This is a genomic window from Enterobacter hormaechei subsp. xiangfangensis (assembly GCF_001729785.1).
GTDB classification, from domain to species: domain Bacteria; phylum Pseudomonadota; class Gammaproteobacteria; order Enterobacterales; family Enterobacteriaceae; genus Enterobacter; species Enterobacter hormaechei_C.
Genome location: NZ_CP017183.1, coordinates 3,347,816 through 3,365,861 on the forward strand (window position 1 = coordinate 3,347,816; position 18,046 = coordinate 3,365,861).

14 protein-coding genes are annotated in these 18,046 nt (G+C 55.7%); all 14 read right to left on the reverse strand.

The window, feature by feature from the left end; translation table 11 throughout:
- Positions 1–56: 56 nt before the first annotated feature.
- On the reverse strand, positions 57–1,598 hold the full coding sequence (locus BFV63_RS15965; protein WP_003860609.1) for a peptide MFS transporter: 1,542 nt from the start codon (positions 1,596–1,598) through the stop codon (positions 57–59).
- A 301-nt stretch (positions 1,599–1,899) separates the two neighbouring features.
- Entirely contained in the window at positions 1,900–3,372 is a 1,473-nt protein-coding gene (gene der, locus BFV63_RS15970; protein ID WP_003860611.1) for a ribosome biogenesis GTPase Der, read from the reverse strand.
- A 112-nt stretch (positions 3,373–3,484) separates the two neighbouring features.
- A complete protein-coding gene (gene bamB, locus BFV63_RS15975) occupies positions 3,485–4,663 on the reverse strand; it encodes an outer membrane protein assembly factor BamB (protein ID WP_003860612.1) in 1,179 nt (392 codons plus the stop codon).
- Between the two features lie 10 nt (positions 4,664–4,673).
- On the reverse strand, positions 4,674–5,294 hold the full coding sequence (locus BFV63_RS15980) for a YfgM family protein (protein WP_003860614.1): 621 nt from the start codon (positions 5,292–5,294) through the stop codon (positions 4,674–4,676).
- A 13-nt stretch (positions 5,295–5,307) separates the two neighbouring features.
- A complete protein-coding gene (gene hisS / locus BFV63_RS15985; RefSeq protein ID WP_045336895.1) occupies positions 5,308–6,582 on the reverse strand; it encodes a histidine--tRNA ligase in 1,275 nt (424 codons plus the stop codon).
- 81 nt (positions 6,583–6,663) lie between these two features.
- A complete protein-coding gene (gene ispG, locus BFV63_RS15990) occupies positions 6,664–7,782 on the reverse strand; it encodes a flavodoxin-dependent (E)-4-hydroxy-3-methylbut-2-enyl-diphosphate synthase (protein WP_003860619.1) in 1,119 nt (372 codons plus the stop codon).
- A gap of 26 nt (positions 7,783–7,808) precedes the next feature.
- A complete protein-coding gene (rodZ, locus tag BFV63_RS15995) occupies positions 7,809–8,816 on the reverse strand; it encodes a cytoskeleton protein RodZ (RefSeq protein ID WP_069597568.1) in 1,008 nt (335 codons plus the stop codon).
- Positions 8,817–9,107: 291 nt separating this feature from the next.
- Complete coding sequence (gene rlmN, locus BFV63_RS16000) at positions 9,108–10,274, reverse strand: dual-specificity RNA methyltransferase RlmN (protein WP_003860623.1); 1,167 nt, start codon at positions 10,272–10,274, stop codon at positions 9,108–9,110.
- Between the two features lie 147 nt (positions 10,275–10,421).
- A complete protein-coding gene (ndk, locus tag BFV63_RS16005) occupies positions 10,422–10,853 on the reverse strand; it encodes a nucleoside-diphosphate kinase (RefSeq protein WP_003860625.1) in 432 nt (143 codons plus the stop codon).
- 124 nt (positions 10,854–10,977) lie between these two features.
- Positions 10,978–11,853 (reverse strand): 4Fe-4S binding protein, encoded by an 876-nt coding sequence (locus tag BFV63_RS16010; protein ID WP_045343141.1) that lies wholly within the window; start codon positions 11,851–11,853, stop codon positions 10,978–10,980.
- Entirely contained in the window at positions 11,853–12,632 is a 780-nt protein-coding gene (locus BFV63_RS16015; protein WP_045349786.1) for a dimethyl sulfoxide reductase anchor subunit family protein, read from the reverse strand. The genes BFV63_RS16010 and BFV63_RS16015 overlap by 1 nt, the downstream gene beginning before the upstream one ends.
- A complete protein-coding gene (locus tag BFV63_RS16020) occupies positions 12,625–13,254 on the reverse strand; it encodes a DMSO/selenate family reductase complex B subunit (protein WP_023314649.1) in 630 nt (209 codons plus the stop codon). The genes BFV63_RS16015 and BFV63_RS16020 overlap by 8 nt, the downstream gene beginning before the upstream one ends.
- Positions 13,251–15,629: a DMSO/selenate family reductase complex A subunit gene (locus tag BFV63_RS16025; RefSeq protein ID WP_023325065.1), complete on the reverse strand. Its 2,379-nt coding sequence runs from the start codon at positions 15,627–15,629 to the stop codon at positions 13,251–13,253. Before BFV63_RS16025 ends, BFV63_RS16020 begins: the two co-directional genes overlap by 4 nt.
- Positions 15,630–15,717: 88 nt before the next feature.
- The gene (gene pbpC / locus BFV63_RS16030; RefSeq protein ID WP_048240414.1) at positions 15,718–18,045 is read right to left on the reverse strand and encodes a peptidoglycan glycosyltransferase PbpC; all 2,328 of its coding nucleotides are present in this window, start codon (positions 18,043–18,045) and stop codon (positions 15,718–15,720) included.
- Position 18,046 lies beyond the last annotated feature (1 nt).

Consider the following 18,046-nt stretch of genomic DNA (forward strand, 5'->3'; position numbering starts at 1 on the left):
TCTCTCCTGTTGAGTTGGGCCGGGACAGGACAACTGCCCCGGCAGACTGAATAGTATCAGGCTTCGGTAGCCGGTTTAGTTTGCGCATTTTCCAGCATGCGACGTACCGGAACAATGAGGACGATCAGCACCGCAGCACAAATCAGCAGCGCAATGGAGCAACGGGCAAAGAGGTCTGGCAGCATATCCAGCTGGTCGGCCTTCACGTGACCGCCAATCAGCCCCGCAGCCAGGTTACCCAGCGCACTGGCGCAGAACCACAGGCCCATCATCTGGCCGCGCATTCTTTCCGGCGCCAGCAGGGTCATGGTCGCCAGACCAATCGGACTCAGGCACAGTTCCCCGAGCGTCAGCATCAGGATACTACCCACCAGCCAGAACGGAGAAACCCCTGCCCCACCGTTGCTCAGTACGTTCTGCGCCGCCAGCATCATCAGGCCAAAGCCCGCCGCTGCACACAGAATACCGATCACGAACTTGGTGATGCTGCTCGGACGAATGTTTTTGCTCGCCAGCTTCGGCCATGCCCAGCTAAATACCGGGGCCAGCAGAATGATGAACAGGGCATTAATCGACTGGAACCACACCGCCGGGATCTCAAAATCACCGATCATGCGGTTAGTGTAGTCGTTGGCGAACAGGTTGAAGGAGGTTGGCTTCTGCTCGAACGCGGACCAGAAGAACGCGGCGGAGACCAGCAGAATAAAGCACACCAGCAGCCTTGCGCGCTCTTTGCGATTCAGCCCGGCGAAGATGAACAGATAGATGAAGTAGAGCGCGACGGAGGCGGCAATCACATACACCAGCACGCTGGCGACCGCGACCGGATTAATCACAATCACGCCCTGGGCAATCAACGTAACGATGATTGCAACACCCACTGCCAGCGCCAGCAGCCAGGCGCCCACGCCGTTACGTTTCACTACCGGACTGTTCCAGGTGGAGTCCAGACCGACTTCGCTGTCGTAACGCTTCATGGCCGGAACGGCAAACACGCGGAAGATAATCAGGGCGACCAGCATCCCAATACCACCGATACCAAAGCCCCAGTGCCAGCCGTGGGTTTTAATCAGCCAGCCGGAAATCAGAGGGGCAATGAACGAGCCCATGTTGATGCCCATATAGAACAGCGAGAAACCGCCGTCACGACGCGCATCGCCCTTTTTGTACAGTGTCCCCACCATGACCGAGATACAGGTCTTGAACAGGCCGGAGCCGAGCACGATAAACATCAGGCCGATGAAGAACAGGTTGTCGCCCATGATGGCCGACAGGGCAATCGACAGGTGCCCAAGCGCAATCAAAATCGAACCGTACCAGACGGCCCGCTGCTGGCCGAGCCAGTTATCCGCCAGCCAGCCGCCCGGCAGCGCGGCGAGGTACATGGTGCCGGCAAAAATACCGACAATCGCCGAGGCGTTTTCACGCGCCAGGCCCATTCCGCCGTCATACACGGTGGCGGCCATAAACAGGATCAGTAGCGGGCGAATACCGTAAAACGAGAAACGCTCCCACATCTCGGTGAAGAACAGCGAACCGAGCGGATAAGGATGGCCGAAGAAGGTTCGGCTCTCTTTTTGATTAACAGAGGATTGCATAATTCTCCCGAAAAGGTATGTGTCGTGCTTGTAAACACCAGCATGTACGCCGAACGGTTACGTATCCGATCGATTTTTTACATGCGGCGAAATGTTGGTTAACCATTTGATAACCAGGCGCTAGTTTTGTCTAGTACCGAACCCTGGACTTTAAGACGAAAATTCGACGATTGTCTACTTTCTTAGATATAAACATGGTTCAAAGCGAATAGTGATTGACATCACACAGGGAAGGCGGGCCTTTTGAATGAGCGAAAAAAAAACCCGCGACAGGCGCGGGTTTTAGTGAGATCGGTAAGGATTATTTGCTTTTCTTAATGTGCTTAATCAAACGCTTACGCTTACGCATCTGGTTCGGCGTCAGGGTGTTGCGTTTATTCGCAAACGGGTTTTCCCCTTCCTTGAACTGAATACGGATAGGCGTACCCATCACGTCCAGCGACTTGCGGAAGTAGTTCATCAGGTACCGTTTGTAGGAGTCCGGCAGATCCTTCACCTGGTTACCGTGGATCACCACGATAGGCGGGTTATATCCCCCGGCGTGAGCATATTTCAGCTTCACGCGACGACCGCGCACCAGCGGCGGCTGGTGGTCTTCAGCAGCCATGTTCATGATACGGGTCAGCATCGCCGTGCTCTGACGGCGGGTAGAGCTGTCATAAGCTTCACGAACGGATTCGAACAGGTTGCCGACACCACTCCCGTGCAGGGCAGAGATAAAGTGAACGCGGGCAAAGTCGATAAAGCCCAGACGGAAGTCCAGCGTCTCTTTCACCTGCTCGCGCACTTCATTGCTCAGGCCGTCCCACTTGTTGACGACGATAACCAGTGAGCGCCCACTATTGAGGATAAAGCCGAGCAGAGAGAGATCCTGATCGGAGATACCTTCACGTGCGTCAATAACCAGCAGCACCACGTTGGCGTCTTCAATCGCCTGAAGGGTCTTGATCACCGAGAATTTTTCCACCACATCGGTGATTTTCCCGCGCTTACGCACCCCTGCGGTGTCGATAAGTACGTACTCACGTTCATCGCGCTGCATTGGAATGTAGATGCTGTCACGCGTTGTGCCTGGCATGTCGTAAACCACCACGCGCTCTTCGCCGAGAATACGGTTAGTAAGCGTAGACTTACCCACGTTTGGGCGACCCACGATAGCCAGCTTGATAGGCAGATCCTGCGGGTTGAAGTCGTCTTCCGGCTCTTCCTCTCCTTCTTCTCCGGCTTCAAACTGCGCCCAGTATTCAGCGTCCTCGTCCACCTCTTCCGGTGGGTTTACTTCATCAACCCACGGCAGCAGAACGGTTTCCAGCAGGCTGGTGACGCCACGGCCATGCGAGGCCGCGATAGGATAAATATCGCCCAGGCCTAAAGACCAGAAATCCGCAATGGCCTGATCGGCATCGATGCCGTCAGTTTTGTTCGCCACCAGGAAGGTTGGCTTTTCGCGTGAACGCAGATGTTTAGCGATAGCAGAATCCGCGGGCATCAGGCCAGCGCGAGCATCCACCATAAACAGAACGACATCCGCTTCTTCGATAGCCAGCAGAGATTGCTCTGCCATGCGGGTTTCTACGCCGTCTTCCGTACCGTCAATACCCCCGGTATCGATACAGATGAACTCGCGTCCTTCCACCTCTGCACGACCGTACTTACGGTCACGCGTCAGCCCCGGGAAATCCGCAACCAGCGCATCACGGGTGCGTGTTAAACGGTTAAAAAGAGTGGATTTTCCAACGTTAGGGCGCCCGACAAGCGCGACCACAGGTACCATGTTTGAAGCCTCATAAAATTCAAAATAACGTCGCTTTCGCAGCGTTTTTAAAAATGTCAAAACGGCTCCTGAGTGAACAGGAGCCGTTTAGTATACTACAACCGCCGGGTAATTAACGCGTGATCGCGTACAGCGTGCCGTCTTTTGCCTGAATCAGCAGTTTGCCGTCAGCCACAACGGGCTCCGTCAGGAAGCCTGAGCTATCCACTTTCTGCTGTGCCACGAAGCGGCCATTCTCTGGATCGATCCAGTGCATATAGCCTTCGCTGTCGCCCACCACCAGGCTGCCGTTATACAGTGCCGGTGCGGTCAGCAGACGGTGCAGCAGATCGCTTTGCGTCCACAGCGTTACGCCACCTTCGGTGCTCAGCGCCAGCAGGCGGTCGTTCTGATCCACCATATAAATACGGTTGCCGTCGACGATGAAATCGTTCACGGAACCCAGCTCACGTTTCCACATGATCTGGCCGCTACGCAGGTCCAGCGCCGTCAGGTTGCCGTTATACGCCAGCGCGTAAACCACACCGTCGACGATAACTGGCGTGGTGTCCACGTCACTCAGACGGTCGATTTCAGTTGAACCGGTCGCCTGGGAAATACGCTGCTGCCAGATCATCTGGCCCTGCTGCATCAGTACCGCGCTGACTCGGCCGTTGTCACCGCCCACAATGGCGGCACCAAATGCGGTCGCCGGAGCAGATTCACCACGCAGAGACAGCGCTGGCATATCCAGGTTAACCGTCCATTTTACCAGACCATCGGCTTCGTTCAGCGCCTGCAACTGGCCGTTGCTGGTATGGATCAGCACCAGGCCGTCGCTAACAACCGGACGCGACAAGGATTCACCGGCAACGGTGGTCTGCCATGCAACCGAACCGTCGCTGGCATTCAGCGCGTAAACCTGCGCTTTTTCGCTGCCCACATACACGTGACCGCCAGTAACGGTCAGGCCGCCAGAAAGCAGTGCAGGTTTACGGGAGAACCAGCCGTCTTTTTCCGCCAGGTTAATGGACCACACTTCTTTTCCGTCATCAGCGTTCAGCGCTTTAACGGTGCCTTTGCGATCGGCCGCATAGACAACGCCGTCAGCAAATGCCGGGTGCAGGTTGGAATAAAAATCGCCAATACCATCGCCTACGGAAGTGTCCCAGGCGGTAGATGGGGTGAACTGGTTTTCAACCGTCGGCAGCGGGGACATTTTAACAACGTCTTCTTCGCCACTGAACAGTGAACAACCACTCAATAACGTAACAGAAAGCAGTCCTGGCAGAAGTAATTTACGCAATTGCATTGGGTCCCTCTCAGACGGACAAATTATTTATTTTCATCTGCATCATTTCGCTCAGCGCAGGTGAAGCTTTACTATCCACGCCAGCTTGCCACGCTTTACGCGCGCCCGCTTTATCACCCTTACTCAGCAGTGCTTCACCGCGAAGATCGGCAACAATAGCGGCAAAGCCTTCGCCTTTGATGGTATCAAGCGTTTTGAGCGCGTCGTCGGCTTTTTTCTGCTGAACCTGGATACGCGCCAGACGCAGATTGATCACCGCTTTCAGATTATCGTCACTGGCAGCAGCAAGCCCCTGAGACAGTTGCGCAGCGGCTTTGTCCAGTTCGTTTTTATCAACATACTGCTGAGCCACTTCCAGCGCAGCCAGCGCGCCGTAGGTGTTTTTGTTGTCAGCGGCAAATTTCTCCGCAGCCGTCAGCGTTTGCGGCTGATCGGCACGGATTGCGCTAACGGTATTTTCGTAGTTCAGGGACGAACCGCGAGCAGAGTCAGCCTGATGATTGTTCCAGTAACGCCAGCCTACCAGCGCACCAACACCTAAAATAACCCCTACAACCAGTGCTTTGCCGTTTTCAGCAAAGAAGCGTTTAACCGCATCAACCTGGTCGTGTTCGTTCTCGTAAATTTCCACGCAGTCCTTCTCCTTAGCCCAATAGAGTGCGCAAGTGCGCCGCAACGCCATCCTGCGTTACCGTAGTTTGCTCACCAGAGCGCAGGTCTTTAACTACCACTTCGCCGATGGCCACTTCGGACTCACCCAGCACCAGTGCGATACTTGCGCCCCACTTATCGGCACGAGCAAACTGTTTTTTAAAGTTGCCGCCGCCGTGGTTGGTCATCAGCTTAACGTCCGGCAGCGCATCGCGCACGCGTTCGGCAAGCTGCATTGCCGCAGACTGCGTATCCGCACCTGAGGCCACCAGGTATATATCGACAACAGGATCGGCTTTAAATTCCGGATTAACTGCCTGAACCAGCAAAACAAGTCGCTCAAGGCCCATCGCGAAGCCTACTGCCGGTGCTGCGCGACCACCCAGTTGCTCGACCAGACCGTCATAACGACCGCCAGCACAGACGGTGCCCTGCGAACCGAGGCTGGTGGTGACCCACTCAAATACGGTGCGGTTGTAGTAGTCCAGACCGCGCACCAGACGCTGGTTAACGGTATAAGCAATGCCCGCCGCTTCAAGCAGCTTGCACAGGCCGGCAAAGTGTTCGCGAGAATCTTCATCCAGGTAGTCACCCAGCGCTGGCGCATCGTTCAGCAGCGCCTGTACGTCAGGATTTTTGGAATCGAGTACGCGCAGCGGGTTGCTGTACATACGACGCTTACAGTCTTCGTCGAGCTTCTCTTTGTGCTGTTCCAGGAACGCCACCAGCGCATCGCGATAGTTCGCACGCGCTTCCAGAGAACCGATAGAGTTCAGCTCCAGGGAAACGTGCTCAGAAATACCGAGCGCACGCCACCAGCGGGCAGTCAGCATAATCAGTTCGGCATCGATATCTGGTCCTTGCAGACCAAACACTTCCACGCCAAGCTGGTTGAACTGACGGTAGCGGCCTTTTTGCGGACGTTCGTGGCGGAACATCGGGCCGATATACCACAGGCGCTGCTCCTGATTGTACAGGAGACCATGTTCGATGCCGGCGCGTACGCAACCCGCCGTCCCCTCAGGACGCAGGGTCAGGCTGTCGCCGTTGCGGTCCTCAAAGGTATACATCTCTTTTTCAACCACGTCGGTTACTTCGCCGATCGCGCGTTTGAATAACGGGGTCTGCTCTACAATCGGCAAACGAATTTCGCTGTAACCGTAGCTGCCGAGCACCTGCTTCAGTGTGCCTTCAATGCGCTGCCAGATGGCGGTTTCGCCAGGCAGATAATCGTTCATGCCGCGGATGGCTTGAATGTTTTTTGCCACGTTTATTCTCTTTCTATATACAAAAAAGAACCCAAAGAATGGGTTCAATCATACATGGGAAGCAGCCTGCTTCCCATCACGTTATTTTTCAACCTGCTGAACGCTGATGCGCTGCGCTTCGTCCATCATCGTCGCTTTTGCACGAATGCGGGCTTCGAGCTGGTCGATCATGTCACTATTATCCAGACGATCTTTACGAACGCCATCCTCATAGAGACCACTTTTCTTGTTACCGCCGGTCACGCCCAGCGTGGACACCAGCGCTTCACCCGGACCGTTCACCACGCAGCCGATGATGGAAACGTCCATCGGGGTGATGATGTCTTCCAGGCGCTGCTCCAGAGCATTCACGGTGCCGATCACGTCAAACTCCTGACGTGAACAGGTTGGGCAGGCGATGAAGTTGATCCCACGCGCGCGGATACGCAGTGATTTCAGGATGTCGAATCCGACTTTGATCTCTTCCACCGGATCGGCGGCCAGGGAGACGCGTAACGTGTCGCCGATGCCTTCAGAGAGCAGCAGGCCGAGACCAATCGCAGATTTTACCGAACCGCTGCGCAGACCGCCCGCCTCGGTGATGCCAAGATGCAGCGGCTGATCGATCTGTTTTGCCAGCAGACGATACGATTCAACGGCCAGGAAGACGTCAGACGCTTTCACGCTCACTTTAAACTGATCGAAGTTAAGGCGATCCAGATGATCGACGTGACGCATTGCGGATTCGAGCAGCGCCTGCGGCGTCGGCTCCCCGTACTTTTCCTGGAGATCTTTTTCCAGAGAGCCAGCGTTTACGCCGATACGGATTGGAATGTTTTTGTCGCGGGCGCAGTCAACCACCATGCGAATGCGCTCTTCGTTGCCGATGTTGCCTGGGTTAATACGCAGACAATCGACACCGTATTCAGCGACTTTCAGCGCGATACGGTAATCGAAGTGAATATCGGCAACCAGCGGAACACTCACCTGCTGCTTGATCAGTTTGAACGCCTCGGCGGCGTCCATGGTAGGCACAGAGACGCGAACAATGTCCGCGCCGACGCGTTCTAATGCTTTGATTTGATTGACCGTCGCTTCTACATCCGTAGTACGCGTATTGGTCATCGACTGGACGGCGATAGGCGCCCCATCGCCGATTGGCACGTTCCCAACGTAAATCCGTTTCGATTTTCTACGTTGAATAGGAGCCTGGTTATGCATGTAAAATCTCCCGCATTGCCCGTCTGTTACTGTGCTGCTGATTGTTCGGCATTAACGGTAAGACGCGCAACCTGGTTAGTTCTGATAAAGCGGCTCAGATCGACAGGTTTTCCTTGATACTGGATGTGTACCGCTGCCGGTGCGCCGATTTTAAGCTTGTAAGGTGCCTGGCCCGTTAGATTTAACGTGCCATCTTTACGTTGCAGGCCGCTGAACAGCTTTTTACCTGTCGCGTCAGTCACTTCCAGCCAGCAATCAGCCGTAAAATTCATCACCAGCGCATTCGGGTCCACGGCAGGTGCCGCCGTGCCAGCCGGGTCAGTTGGCAGTGACGCCGCGGTGTTCTCTGCCGGTGCCGTTGCCGCAGGGGCGGTATCAACATTGGCCTGAGAAGGTGATACGACCGCGTTCTGATCCTGGGTCTGGGTGGCTGGCGCGGTATTCGCCGTCGCTTCTGGCGTCGCCGCTGGCTCGGTTGCAGGCGTGTTGCTTGCTGCCGACTGAGGTTCGCTGGAGGTCGCCCCTTCGGTGCTCAACGGCACGCTTTGCGCGCCGTTATTACCAGACTGATTAAGCTCAGCGGAGGACTGATCGGCCATGGTGGTGATCTCTTCCTGCTGCGCTTTGTGGTTTTGCCACCACCATGCGCCCGTCAGGCCGACAACCACAAACAGGACCAGCCAGGTAAAGCTCATCAGCCAGCCATCGCGTTTTTTACGACGTTTACCCAGAGAGAAGCTTTGCATCGGCGCAACTTTTGCCGCACGCACAGGCGCCTGCTTCTCCATCATCGGCAGTAATTCGTCTTCAGGGATATGAACCAGTTTGGCGTAAGAACGGATATAACCGCGCAGAAACGTTGAAGCCAGATCGGCGGGTGCCTTATCTTCTTCAATATCGCGAACGGTGGAAACCTTCAGGCACAGGCGTTCTGCAACGGCTTGCTGGCTAAGTCCGAGTTGTTCACGGGCGTTGCGAAGACGAACGCCAGTGGAGAGTGCTGCATTTTGATCGTGAGTGGCTTCAGTATTCATTCGCTACAACTACTGGTACGTGAAAATAAGGGTTCAGGTGCCGGTGAGTCACAATGCCACCCGCACCGCGAAACTTTAGGTCAGTTAACCTGGAACAAACAGTATAAGACTGTCGGGCCGCAGATGACAGCGCTGGCAGGCCTTCACGCTAAACTGTTGTTACGTCGTTACATACTGCCCGAAAGTCGTATGAAACGCACCGTAATTATTAATCAGTCGTGATGATTGTGACTGAATATTCAGTAAATTAATGCTTCACGGCGCAAAAAATGCGCCGTGTCTGCATAATAATCAAACGGTTTTAACCGCGATTGACTCACCCTGCATACGCTTACGCAGCGTACGTTTGGTACGGTCAATAACGTCACCCGCCAGCTGGCCACAGGCTGCGTCGATATCGTCGCCACGCGTTTTACGTACGATGGTGGTGAAACCATACTCCATCAGCACTTTTGAGAAGCGATCGATACGGCTGTTCGAGCTACGGCCATACGGCGCGCCCGGGAACGGGTTCCATGGGATCAGGTTGATCTTGCATGGCGTATCTTTCAGCAGTTCAGCCAGCTCATGTGCATGCTCGGTACCGTCGTTAACATGATCCAGCATCACGTATTCAATGGTCACGCGGCCCTGGTTAGCGTTGGATTTCTCCAGGTAACGGCGCACGCCAGCCAGGAAGGTTTCGATATTGTACTTTTTGTTGATCGGCACAATTTCGTCACGGATGGCGTCGTTTGGCGCGTGAAGAGAGATGGCCAGCGCAACGTCAATCATATCGCCCAGTTTGTCCAGCGCAGGCACCACGCCGGAAGTAGAGAGCGTAACGCGGCGCTTGGACAGGCCAAAACCGAAATCGTCGAGCATAATTTCCATCGCCGGAACGACGTTGGTCAGGTTGAGCAGCGGTTCACCCATCCCCATCATCACCACGTTGGTGATTGGACGTGTACCGGTGACTTTCGCCGCGCCCACGATTTTCGCGGCACGCCAGACCTGGCCGATGATTTCCGACACGCGCAGGTTACGGTTAAAGCCCTGCTGCGCCGTAGAGCAGAATTTGCACTCCAGCGCACAACCCACCTGAGAAGAGACGCACAGCGTGGCGCGATCGTCTTCCGGGATATACACGGTTTCAACGCGCTGATCGCCAACGGCAATGGCCCACTTGATGGTGCCATCTGAAGAGCGCTGCTCTTCCACCACTTCCGGTGCGCGGATTTCAGCCACTTCTTTAAGCTTATTGCGCAGCACTTTGTTGATGTCCGTCATGTCATCAAAGTTGTCGCTGCAATAGTGGTACATCCATTTCATGACCTGATCGGCACGAAACGGCTTCTCGCCCATCTCTTTAAAGAACTCGCGCATCTGCTGACGGTTCAGGTCCAGCAGGTTAATTTTTCCATTTTTATTGGGAACCGCAGGAATGGCGACTTCGGAGGTATTCACTAATTCAGACATAATTTTTTCCGGCCTCGTTGTTACACGTTGTGGCCCTTGGTGGGTTGAAAAGAAACGCCCCGGTAAGCAGTCTGCTCGTCCGGGGCGTTGCATTGTACAAAGTCTGGCGCAGGGATGCCACGTTTGCACGCGGCATTTACGAAATTATTAGCGAGTGCGCGGGCACACTTCGCCTTCAGCGAAGAAGAACGCGATTTCGCGCGCAGCAGATTCAACAGAGTCGGAACCGTGGGTGCCGTTCTCGGTGAAGCTGTCTGCGTAGTCGGCGCGCAGAGTACCTGCCAGTGCGTTGTCCGGGTTGGTTGCACCCAGCAGATCGCGGTGACGCTGTACCGCGTTTTCGCCTTCCAGTACGGATACCACGATTGGGCCAGAAGTCATGAACTCGACCAGACCGTCAAAGAATGGGCGACCTTCGTGCTCAGCGTAGAAACCGCGAGCCTGTTCAACGGTCAGGTGCAGCATTTTGGTGCCAACGATCTTAAACCCTGCTGATTCAAAGCGAGCGAAGATGCTGCCAATAACGTTTTTTGCCACCGCGTTTGGTTTGATGATGGAAAAAGTACGTTCAATAGCCATTGATAACCTCTGTAAAATGTTCTGTTGTTTTTGCATACCTGAGTATGGTGTGGCGCGGATTATAAAGAGCAATAGCGCCATTGCCTATGGTTATGCATAACATTTTTTTAAAATGAGACGAAGATTAGCAACAGCTCGTATTTCGCATACCGTGTTGATGATGAAAACAGAGCGGACACTGCTTTTCATCAGACGTAAATGACCAGAAATGACGGTGGCACGTCAGGCAAACGGCTTCATATGCCGGTATGGTCACGCTTTTCGCTGTTCCTTCTGTTTGCGTCACGTTTATCGCCGCATGCTGGCATACCGCTTCGCAGCCGCCGCACCCCGTACAGCGTCCGGTTTCCACGACCAGTTCAGTGTTCTCAAACCGAATCGCGTTTTCCGTACAACTCCGCCAGCACGCGCCGCAGAGTACGCAGGATTCGGTATCGAGAGTTATCTCTGCCTCGCTAAACGCAGAAAACGCCCTGCGCAGATCACGCTGACCGGGCACGACGCTACAGACCCGGACATCCTCACGGGGAACGTGCATCAGCGCACGCCGGGCGGTATTAACCTCGTTGACGGGTATATGTTTAAACGCCCACGCCGCTTCACCGCGTCGACGAAGCGCCAGATTCAGCCGGGCAATAGCCAGCAACCAGTCAGGATTCTGCTCCGCGTCGATACTGATAAAACGAACGTGGTACTGCGCGTGCCACAGCAGAAGCTCATTCACCCCTGGCGCACGGTCAGTAAACGGCCCAACAAGCGTATCGCCACTCAGAAAGCGTTTTCGCGGCGTGATGCCGGTGATGGCCCCAGCGGGGCAGACGAACAGGCAGTCACCGCATTCAATACAGCGGCTGTCATCAACCGAGACGCCTGAGTCGGTAAAAGAAAAAGCCTGCACGGGACAGACGTCCGCGCAGGCACAGCAGGAAGAGTGGCGAAAACGACGACGGACGCACGCATGCGTCACGTCCATCGCCGGGGCAAAGGTTAATCCGCCCATCAGCCAATACTGAAGAAAACAAAGCGCAGCATCAGCTCACCCACAATTAGCAAGGCGCTGCCCAACAGCATTGTGCCTCGCGCCGCTTTTAAGCCGCCCGCAGCAAAGCACAGCATACCCGCAACGGATACGCACCAGCTCAGCAGATGAACGGTTCGCAGTTGCTCCAGCATCTGTAGCGGTGCGTGAGGGAACGTCACCACGGTGTGGTCCATAGCCGTAATATCTGCCAGCCAGACGGGCTGCATCACCAGACGCACAAGCACCAGCAGCGTGATAATGACAACCGCCGCACGCACGGTTGACTGGGAACGCGTCCCAACGGCCATGCAGGCTGAGCCGATAATCCCCACCGAACCGATAAACAGCACCAGAGTGTTAACATGCTGCCATGTCACCACGGATGCGTGCATGTAGATCTGCGCCATGCAGAACACATCGACTAAACCAACCAGACCTGCCACAACCAACAGTGGCTTCCAGCCTGGCTTTTTGACAAACATCAGCAGCGTTGCGAAGCCAAGCGCCGCAAGATAAAGACTGGCAAAGATAATCTCACGGCTCAGCCAGGAGCTGGATACGTGGCGCAGCGCGTTAAGAGCATTAAGCGGATAGCCCATGTGCAGCGCGGAGGCGAGCAGCCCCAGGCTCGCCAGCACAAACGCTCCGGCAGCCGGCAGCAGCGCGCTACGTTGCGTGCTTCCGAACGCCAGCCACAGCGTAACGCCAACCGATCCTTGCAGGAACAGCGTAAAAATCAGCAGCGGTAACTCATGCATGACATTTCCCCTCTTTCTCTGCGCCCTGATGCGCTTTGATCACCAGGTTTGGTTTGGTGATGGAGGAATCAGGCAAGCCTTTCACATCACAGACCGCACCATACTTCGCCCGCAGTTCATCAATCGGCCCGAATTTAATCGCTTCGAGTGGACAGGTTGCCACACAGACGGGCTGCTCTCCCTTCGCCTGGAGATCCACGCAGAAATCACATTTGGACATCTGCCCGGTCTGCTCGTTGAGCTGTGGCGCGCCGTAAGGGCAAGACCACGCGCAGTAGCCGCAGCCGACGCACTTATCAGTATCAACGCGCACAATGCCGTCTCCCGGACGCTTGTGCATCGCCGTGGTCGGACAGTTTTTAGTGCAGATTGGGTCTGCACAGTGGTTACAGGAAATAGAGAGCGTGTAGGCAAACACATTGTTGCTGACGCCGCCCTGCCCGGTTGGGATGAAATTCCCGCCATTGACTTCATAAACGCGACGGAAACGACGTCCGACCTCAAGGTTGTTTTTATCTTTGCACGCCACCTGGCATGCCTTGCAGCCCGAGCAGCGAGAAGAGTCGATATAAAAACCCAGCTGTTTGTCGCTCACCGGTGCGTAATGTTTAAACTGACTCATGCTTTAGCTACCTCCACCAGCATGGTTTGATGGGAATTCCCTTTCGCAAGCGCGGTAATACGGGCGGAACTGAGCACGTTCGCGCAGCCGCCTTTATCGATACCCTGCTCGTCCGGCTGCCACCAGGCGCCTGCCTGCATGGCCACCACGCCTGGAATGATGCGCGGCGTGACCTCCGCCGGGATCTCGCAAATGCCGCGCGCGTTATGAATACGCACGGTATCCCCCTGCGCAATGCCGCGCTTTTGCGCATCCTGCGGGTTGATCCACAGCTTTTGCTGCTGCGCCTCAATTAACCACGGGTTGGCGTACTGGGTGGAGTTAGCGCGGTTTTTCCCTTTCCAGGTGATCAGCTGGAGCGGGAAGGTTTTCGCCAGCTCGTCTTCCGGCCCTTCATGGGCAGGCACGTAGTGCGACAGCGCCGGAATTTCCGGGTGATGCATGTCGTACAGACGCTTCGAGAAGATCTCAATTTTTCCGGACGGCGTCGGGAACGGATGATTCTGCGGATCGCGAATGTTGTCTTCAAAGGCAACGTACGGCGCGCTTTTGAAAAGATGCTGACGCGTCTTCTGTAGCGTCGCGAAGTCCGGCAGGTTTTCATCCGGCATGGACAGCCGCGTCTGCTCCCAGATGTGCTCAATCCACGCTTTTTCGTCACGGCCCTCGCTGAACGCTGGCTCGACGCCAAGCTTAGCAGCGACCTCCCGCAGCCAGTCGTAGTCTGAACGGCGTTCGAATTCAGGTTCAATGAGCTTTTCTGACAGGATCAGATAGCTTGCCGTGCCCCAGGTTTCGCCGATATTCCAGCGTTCCATAAAGCTGGTTTCCGGCAAAAGCAGGTCGGCGTATCTGGCGCTAGGCGTCATAAACAGATCGCTTGCGACGATAAACTCGATTTTCGACTCGTCTTCCAGGACACGGGTTGCCTGATGAAGATCCGGGTTCTGGTTAGCCAGATAATTGCCCGCCAGCGAGAACAGGATGCGGATATTGCTGTCCAGCTTCTCAGCATCCTTCAGGCCATCTTCCGCGGTTACCTTAGAAGCATCATCAGCAGCCTGCACCCAGTTCATGACCGAAATTTTGGCTTTGACCGGGTTGTCCGGCATCTCTGGCCCGGCCGCAAATTTGCGGTTTGCGCAGCCTCCATAGCCTGCTGCCCAGCCGCCTTTCACCCCAACGTTACCCGTCAGCGTGGCCAGTATCGTCGAGCCGCGCGCGGTGCGCTCGCCGCAGTTGTGACGCTGCGGTCCCCAGCCCTGGATCAGCGCGGCGGGTTTGGTGGTTGCGTAGTCGCGCGCCAGCTGACGAATAGTTTGTGCAGGCACGTGAGTGATTTTCTCTGCCCACTCGGGCGTTTTCGCCACGCCATCCTTTGCACCGCTCAGGTAAGCCATCAGGGATTCATTGGCCGGAACGCCTTCTGGCATGGCGTCTTCGTCAAAGCCCAGGGTGTAGCGTTGAATAAAGTCGCGATCGTGCAGATTCTCCGTGACGATCACATACATCATCGCGTCCATCAGGGCGTTGTCCGTGGCAGGAAGCAATGGGATCCACTGATCGGCAAGGGAGGAAACCGTATCGGAATAGCGTGGGTCAACAACGATAAAGCGCGTGCCGTTTTGCTTCATCTTCTGGTAGAAGTGGTTGCTGTGCCCGAAGATGGTTTCCGTCGGGTTATGCCCCCAGAGAATGACCAGTTTGGTGTCCAGCAGCGTGTCCAGAGAGCTGCCGCTGGCGGCGGTGCCATAGGTATACGGCGTTGCCGCCGCCGTGTTACCCATACTGACCGAGTGATAGCTTTCGAGATAGCCGCCGGTTAAGTTGAGCAGACGACGAACCATTTTATCGCCGGAAAAGGTCCCGCCGGACACCGCGGTGCCCACATGAACATAGCGTGACGCAGCACCGTATTTTTGCGTAATAGTTTTTAATTGATTCGCAATAAGGGTGGTGGCTTCATCCCAGGTAATACGTTCGAATTTTCCTTCGCCACGTTTACCCACGCGTTTCATTGGATATTTAAGCCGATCGGGATGATAAACAAATTTCCGATAAGCCCGACCACGAACGCAGGCGCGCATCACTGGCATCTGCGGATCCAGCGCGTTATCCGGTCGCGTTGAAATTCGGGTCACAACGCCATCACTGACGTGAGCACGAATATCACACTTGCCGCCGCAGTCAAACGTACTACAGGTTTGCACCACTTTTTCTTCAGGCGTAGCGTCTGAAACCGCCGCGTCCTGTGCCTGTACTTTGCCGGTTTTGACGACAAACGGCAGGGCGGCGAGCGCCGACCCTGCCTGAATAAAATGACGCCGGGATATGGCGGGAATAAGCCCTTCTCCCTGATGTTTATTTTTTTTCATTGCTCGTTCCTTCAAATAAAAACGCATTCTCGTTTTTTTTCAGGAACGAATATTGATAATTATCAAGCTAACTCTTGAGGAGTAACACTTAGCGATCTAATTCAAAATTCACCGTCACCGTTTGTCCTGTTTCATCTAATACAATTAATTGATATTTACCAGGCAAATATAATTGCAGTGAATAATTCTTCTGATGCCCGTCCAGCGGTTCGCCATTCAAAAACCACCATCGTTGCCCCTCCCCGCCGCTGGTTAAAACGTTGAGGGTAATATTTTTCTCACCTGGAAGACGTTTAATTACCGCCCCTTCTCTGACGCCTGACAACATCAGCGGCGCCGCATTATGGTTATCCAGCGGAGGGCAAATTGCTGAACGGGCGGGGAGACGAGCAGCCCGTTTTTCGGCAGCAGGCAGCCAGGGCTCCAGCGGCAGCGGCCAGACATCCAGCACTTTTTCTGTCGCATCAGGACAATCCGCCGCAACGCGTTTGCCTTCTTTATCCAGCCAGACCGGGAAACGGATCCCGCGAATACCTTCCTGTTCCGGCAGCAGCAGCGTAGGCGGTTCACTGCCTTCCAGCAGCCAGGTTGACAGCCGACGCCGACAGTTTTCGCTCCCTTCAGGCAGGGACTGGCCCCCCGGCCAGCAAATCACGCCCCGTCCTACGCTTGCGGGACGCGGATCGCGCGGCAGGCGCGCTTCATCCACCATCGAGCGGGACTGAAGCATGTTATTGACCTGATTCAGGAGCGGTACCGCGCTGGCGAAACCAAACTGCCCGGCAACGGGCGTGCCGTCCGGGCGTCCGGTCCAGATTCCGATGACATAGCGGGCATTCAGGCCGATGGCCCAGGCATCCCGGTAGCCATAGCTGGTGCCCGTTTTCCACGCCAGCGGCGCTACCTGGGGCAGCGCACTGTCCGGCAGGGGCTGTGCTTCATTAGCGAGAATGCGACGAATAATCCACGCCGCCCCCTGCGATAACAGCGGACGTTCGATCAGCGGATCGCCCGGCTGTAAACGCAGCCGGCCCGCCTTACCCTGACGCGCAAAGGCGCTATAGGCGGCAGCGATATCAGCCAGGCGTGCGCCTGCGCCCCCCAGGATCAGAGAGAGGTTGGGCTGTGCCCCCGCAGGCAGAATGAGCGGTAATCCCGCGTTGCTCAGCATTCCGGCAAAACGTTTTGGGCCGTACGCTTCCAGAACCTGCACCGCAGGCAGGTTGAGGGAACGCACCAGGGCTTCGCTCATACTGACCGGCCCATGGAAGCCGCTGTCAAAGTTGCCGGGACGATAATCCCCCGTTTTTCTTGGAACATCCTGTAATAACGAAGCGGGATGGATCAGACCATCGTCCAGCGCCATGCCATAGATGAATGGTTTGAGAACCGATCCCGGCGATCGGATCGCATTGACCATATCTACGTGGCTGAAACGGCTGTCATCATTGATATCTACCGAGCCTACCCAGCCACGCACTTTCATGGATGTATGATCCACGACGATCATCGCCAGCGAACTGCGGGCGGGCAGGCGTGATTTCCAGTTCATTGCCAGCTCTTCAAGCTGTCGTTGCAATGCTGCATCCAGCGTGGTGACTATTTTTGTGTCACGACTTTTACTCAGCATCATGCGGGAAAAGAGCGGCGCCAGTTGCGGCATCTGCCGGGGGGCCAGCCAGACCGGCTCTTCACGGGACTCTTTCACCTGCTTCTCAGACCAGACGCCCTGAGTCAGCATGCGGTCGAGTACTTTGTTCCGCGCCGCTTCGGCACGTTCCGGCCAGCGGTCCGGGCGCAGACGGCTGGGTGCTTGTGGTAGTACAGCCAGCAGCGCCGCGTCGGAATAGCTCAGCTGAGACGGCGGTTTGCCAAGGTAAGTCCAGCTTGCCGCGCCCACGCCCTGCAACGTGCCGCCAAACGGGGCACGGTTCAGATACAGCGTCAGGATTTCACGCTTGGAGAGATGCCATTCCAGCTGCATCGCCCGCCACAGCTGACGAATTTTACCGCCAAAGGTTCGCGGATGCGGATCCAGAAGGCGTGCCACCTGCATGGTAAGCGTGCTCCCGCCAGAAACCACTCTCCCGGAGGTGAGATCCTGCCAGGCGGCACGCAGTACAGATAGCGGATTGACGCCCGGGTGATCCCAGAACCAGCGATCTTCATACTGGATCAGCGCCTCAAGATAGCGTGGGGAAACCTCTTTAATGGTAACCGGATAGCGCCAGATGCCTTCGCTGTCGGCAAAACGCCACAACGGAACACCCTGCTCATCCACCACCACTCGCGCAGGGTTGACCTCTTTCAGGGGCAACGGCCACACGCGGTCAGCGACGACAATCAGCCCCCCTGAAACGAGAAGCGCTCCCGCCAGCCACAGCCAGTGGGAGCGAATCAGGCGTGCTATCCGCATC

What these genes read in the sequence shown, in the direction of transcription:
- der (WP_003860611.1), bottom strand. Translation starts at nt 3,372, where the DNA reads ATGGTACCTGTGGTCGCGCTTGTCGGGCGCCCTAACGTTGGAAAATCC.
- BFV63_RS16025 (WP_023325065.1), bottom strand. Translation starts at nt 15,629, where the DNA reads ATGAAAAAAAATAAACATCAGGGAGAAGGGCTTATTCCCGCCATATCC.
- BFV63_RS16015 (WP_045349786.1), bottom strand. Translation starts at nt 12,632, where the DNA reads ATGCATGAGTTACCGCTGCTGATTTTTACGCTGTTCCTGCAAGGATCG.
- rlmN (WP_003860623.1), bottom strand. Translation starts at nt 10,274, where the DNA reads ATGTCTGAATTAGTGAATACCTCCGAAGTCGCCATTCCTGCGGTTCCC.
- pbpC (WP_048240414.1), bottom strand. Translation starts at nt 18,045, where the DNA reads ATGCGGATAGCACGCCTGATTCGCTCCCACTGGCTGTGGCTGGCGGGA.
- ispG (WP_003860619.1), bottom strand. Translation starts at nt 7,782, where the DNA reads ATGCATAACCAGGCTCCTATTCAACGTAGAAAATCGAAACGGATTTAC.
- BFV63_RS16010 (WP_045343141.1), bottom strand. Translation starts at nt 11,853, where the DNA reads ATGGGCGGATTAACCTTTGCCCCGGCGATGGACGTGACGCATGCGTGC.
- BFV63_RS15965 (WP_003860609.1), bottom strand. Translation starts at nt 1,598, where the DNA reads ATGCAATCCTCTGTTAATCAAAAAGAGAGCCGAACCTTCTTCGGCCAT.
- BFV63_RS16020 (WP_023314649.1), bottom strand. Translation starts at nt 13,254, where the DNA reads ATGAGTCAGTTTAAACATTACGCACCGGTGAGCGACAAACAGCTGGGT.
- bamB (WP_003860612.1), bottom strand. Translation starts at nt 4,663, where the DNA reads ATGCAATTGCGTAAATTACTTCTGCCAGGACTGCTTTCTGTTACGTTA.
- ndk (WP_003860625.1), bottom strand. Translation starts at nt 10,853, where the DNA reads ATGGCTATTGAACGTACTTTTTCCATCATCAAACCAAACGCGGTGGCA.
- rodZ (WP_069597568.1), bottom strand. Translation starts at nt 8,816, where the DNA reads ATGAATACTGAAGCCACTCACGATCAAAATGCAGCACTCTCCACTGGC.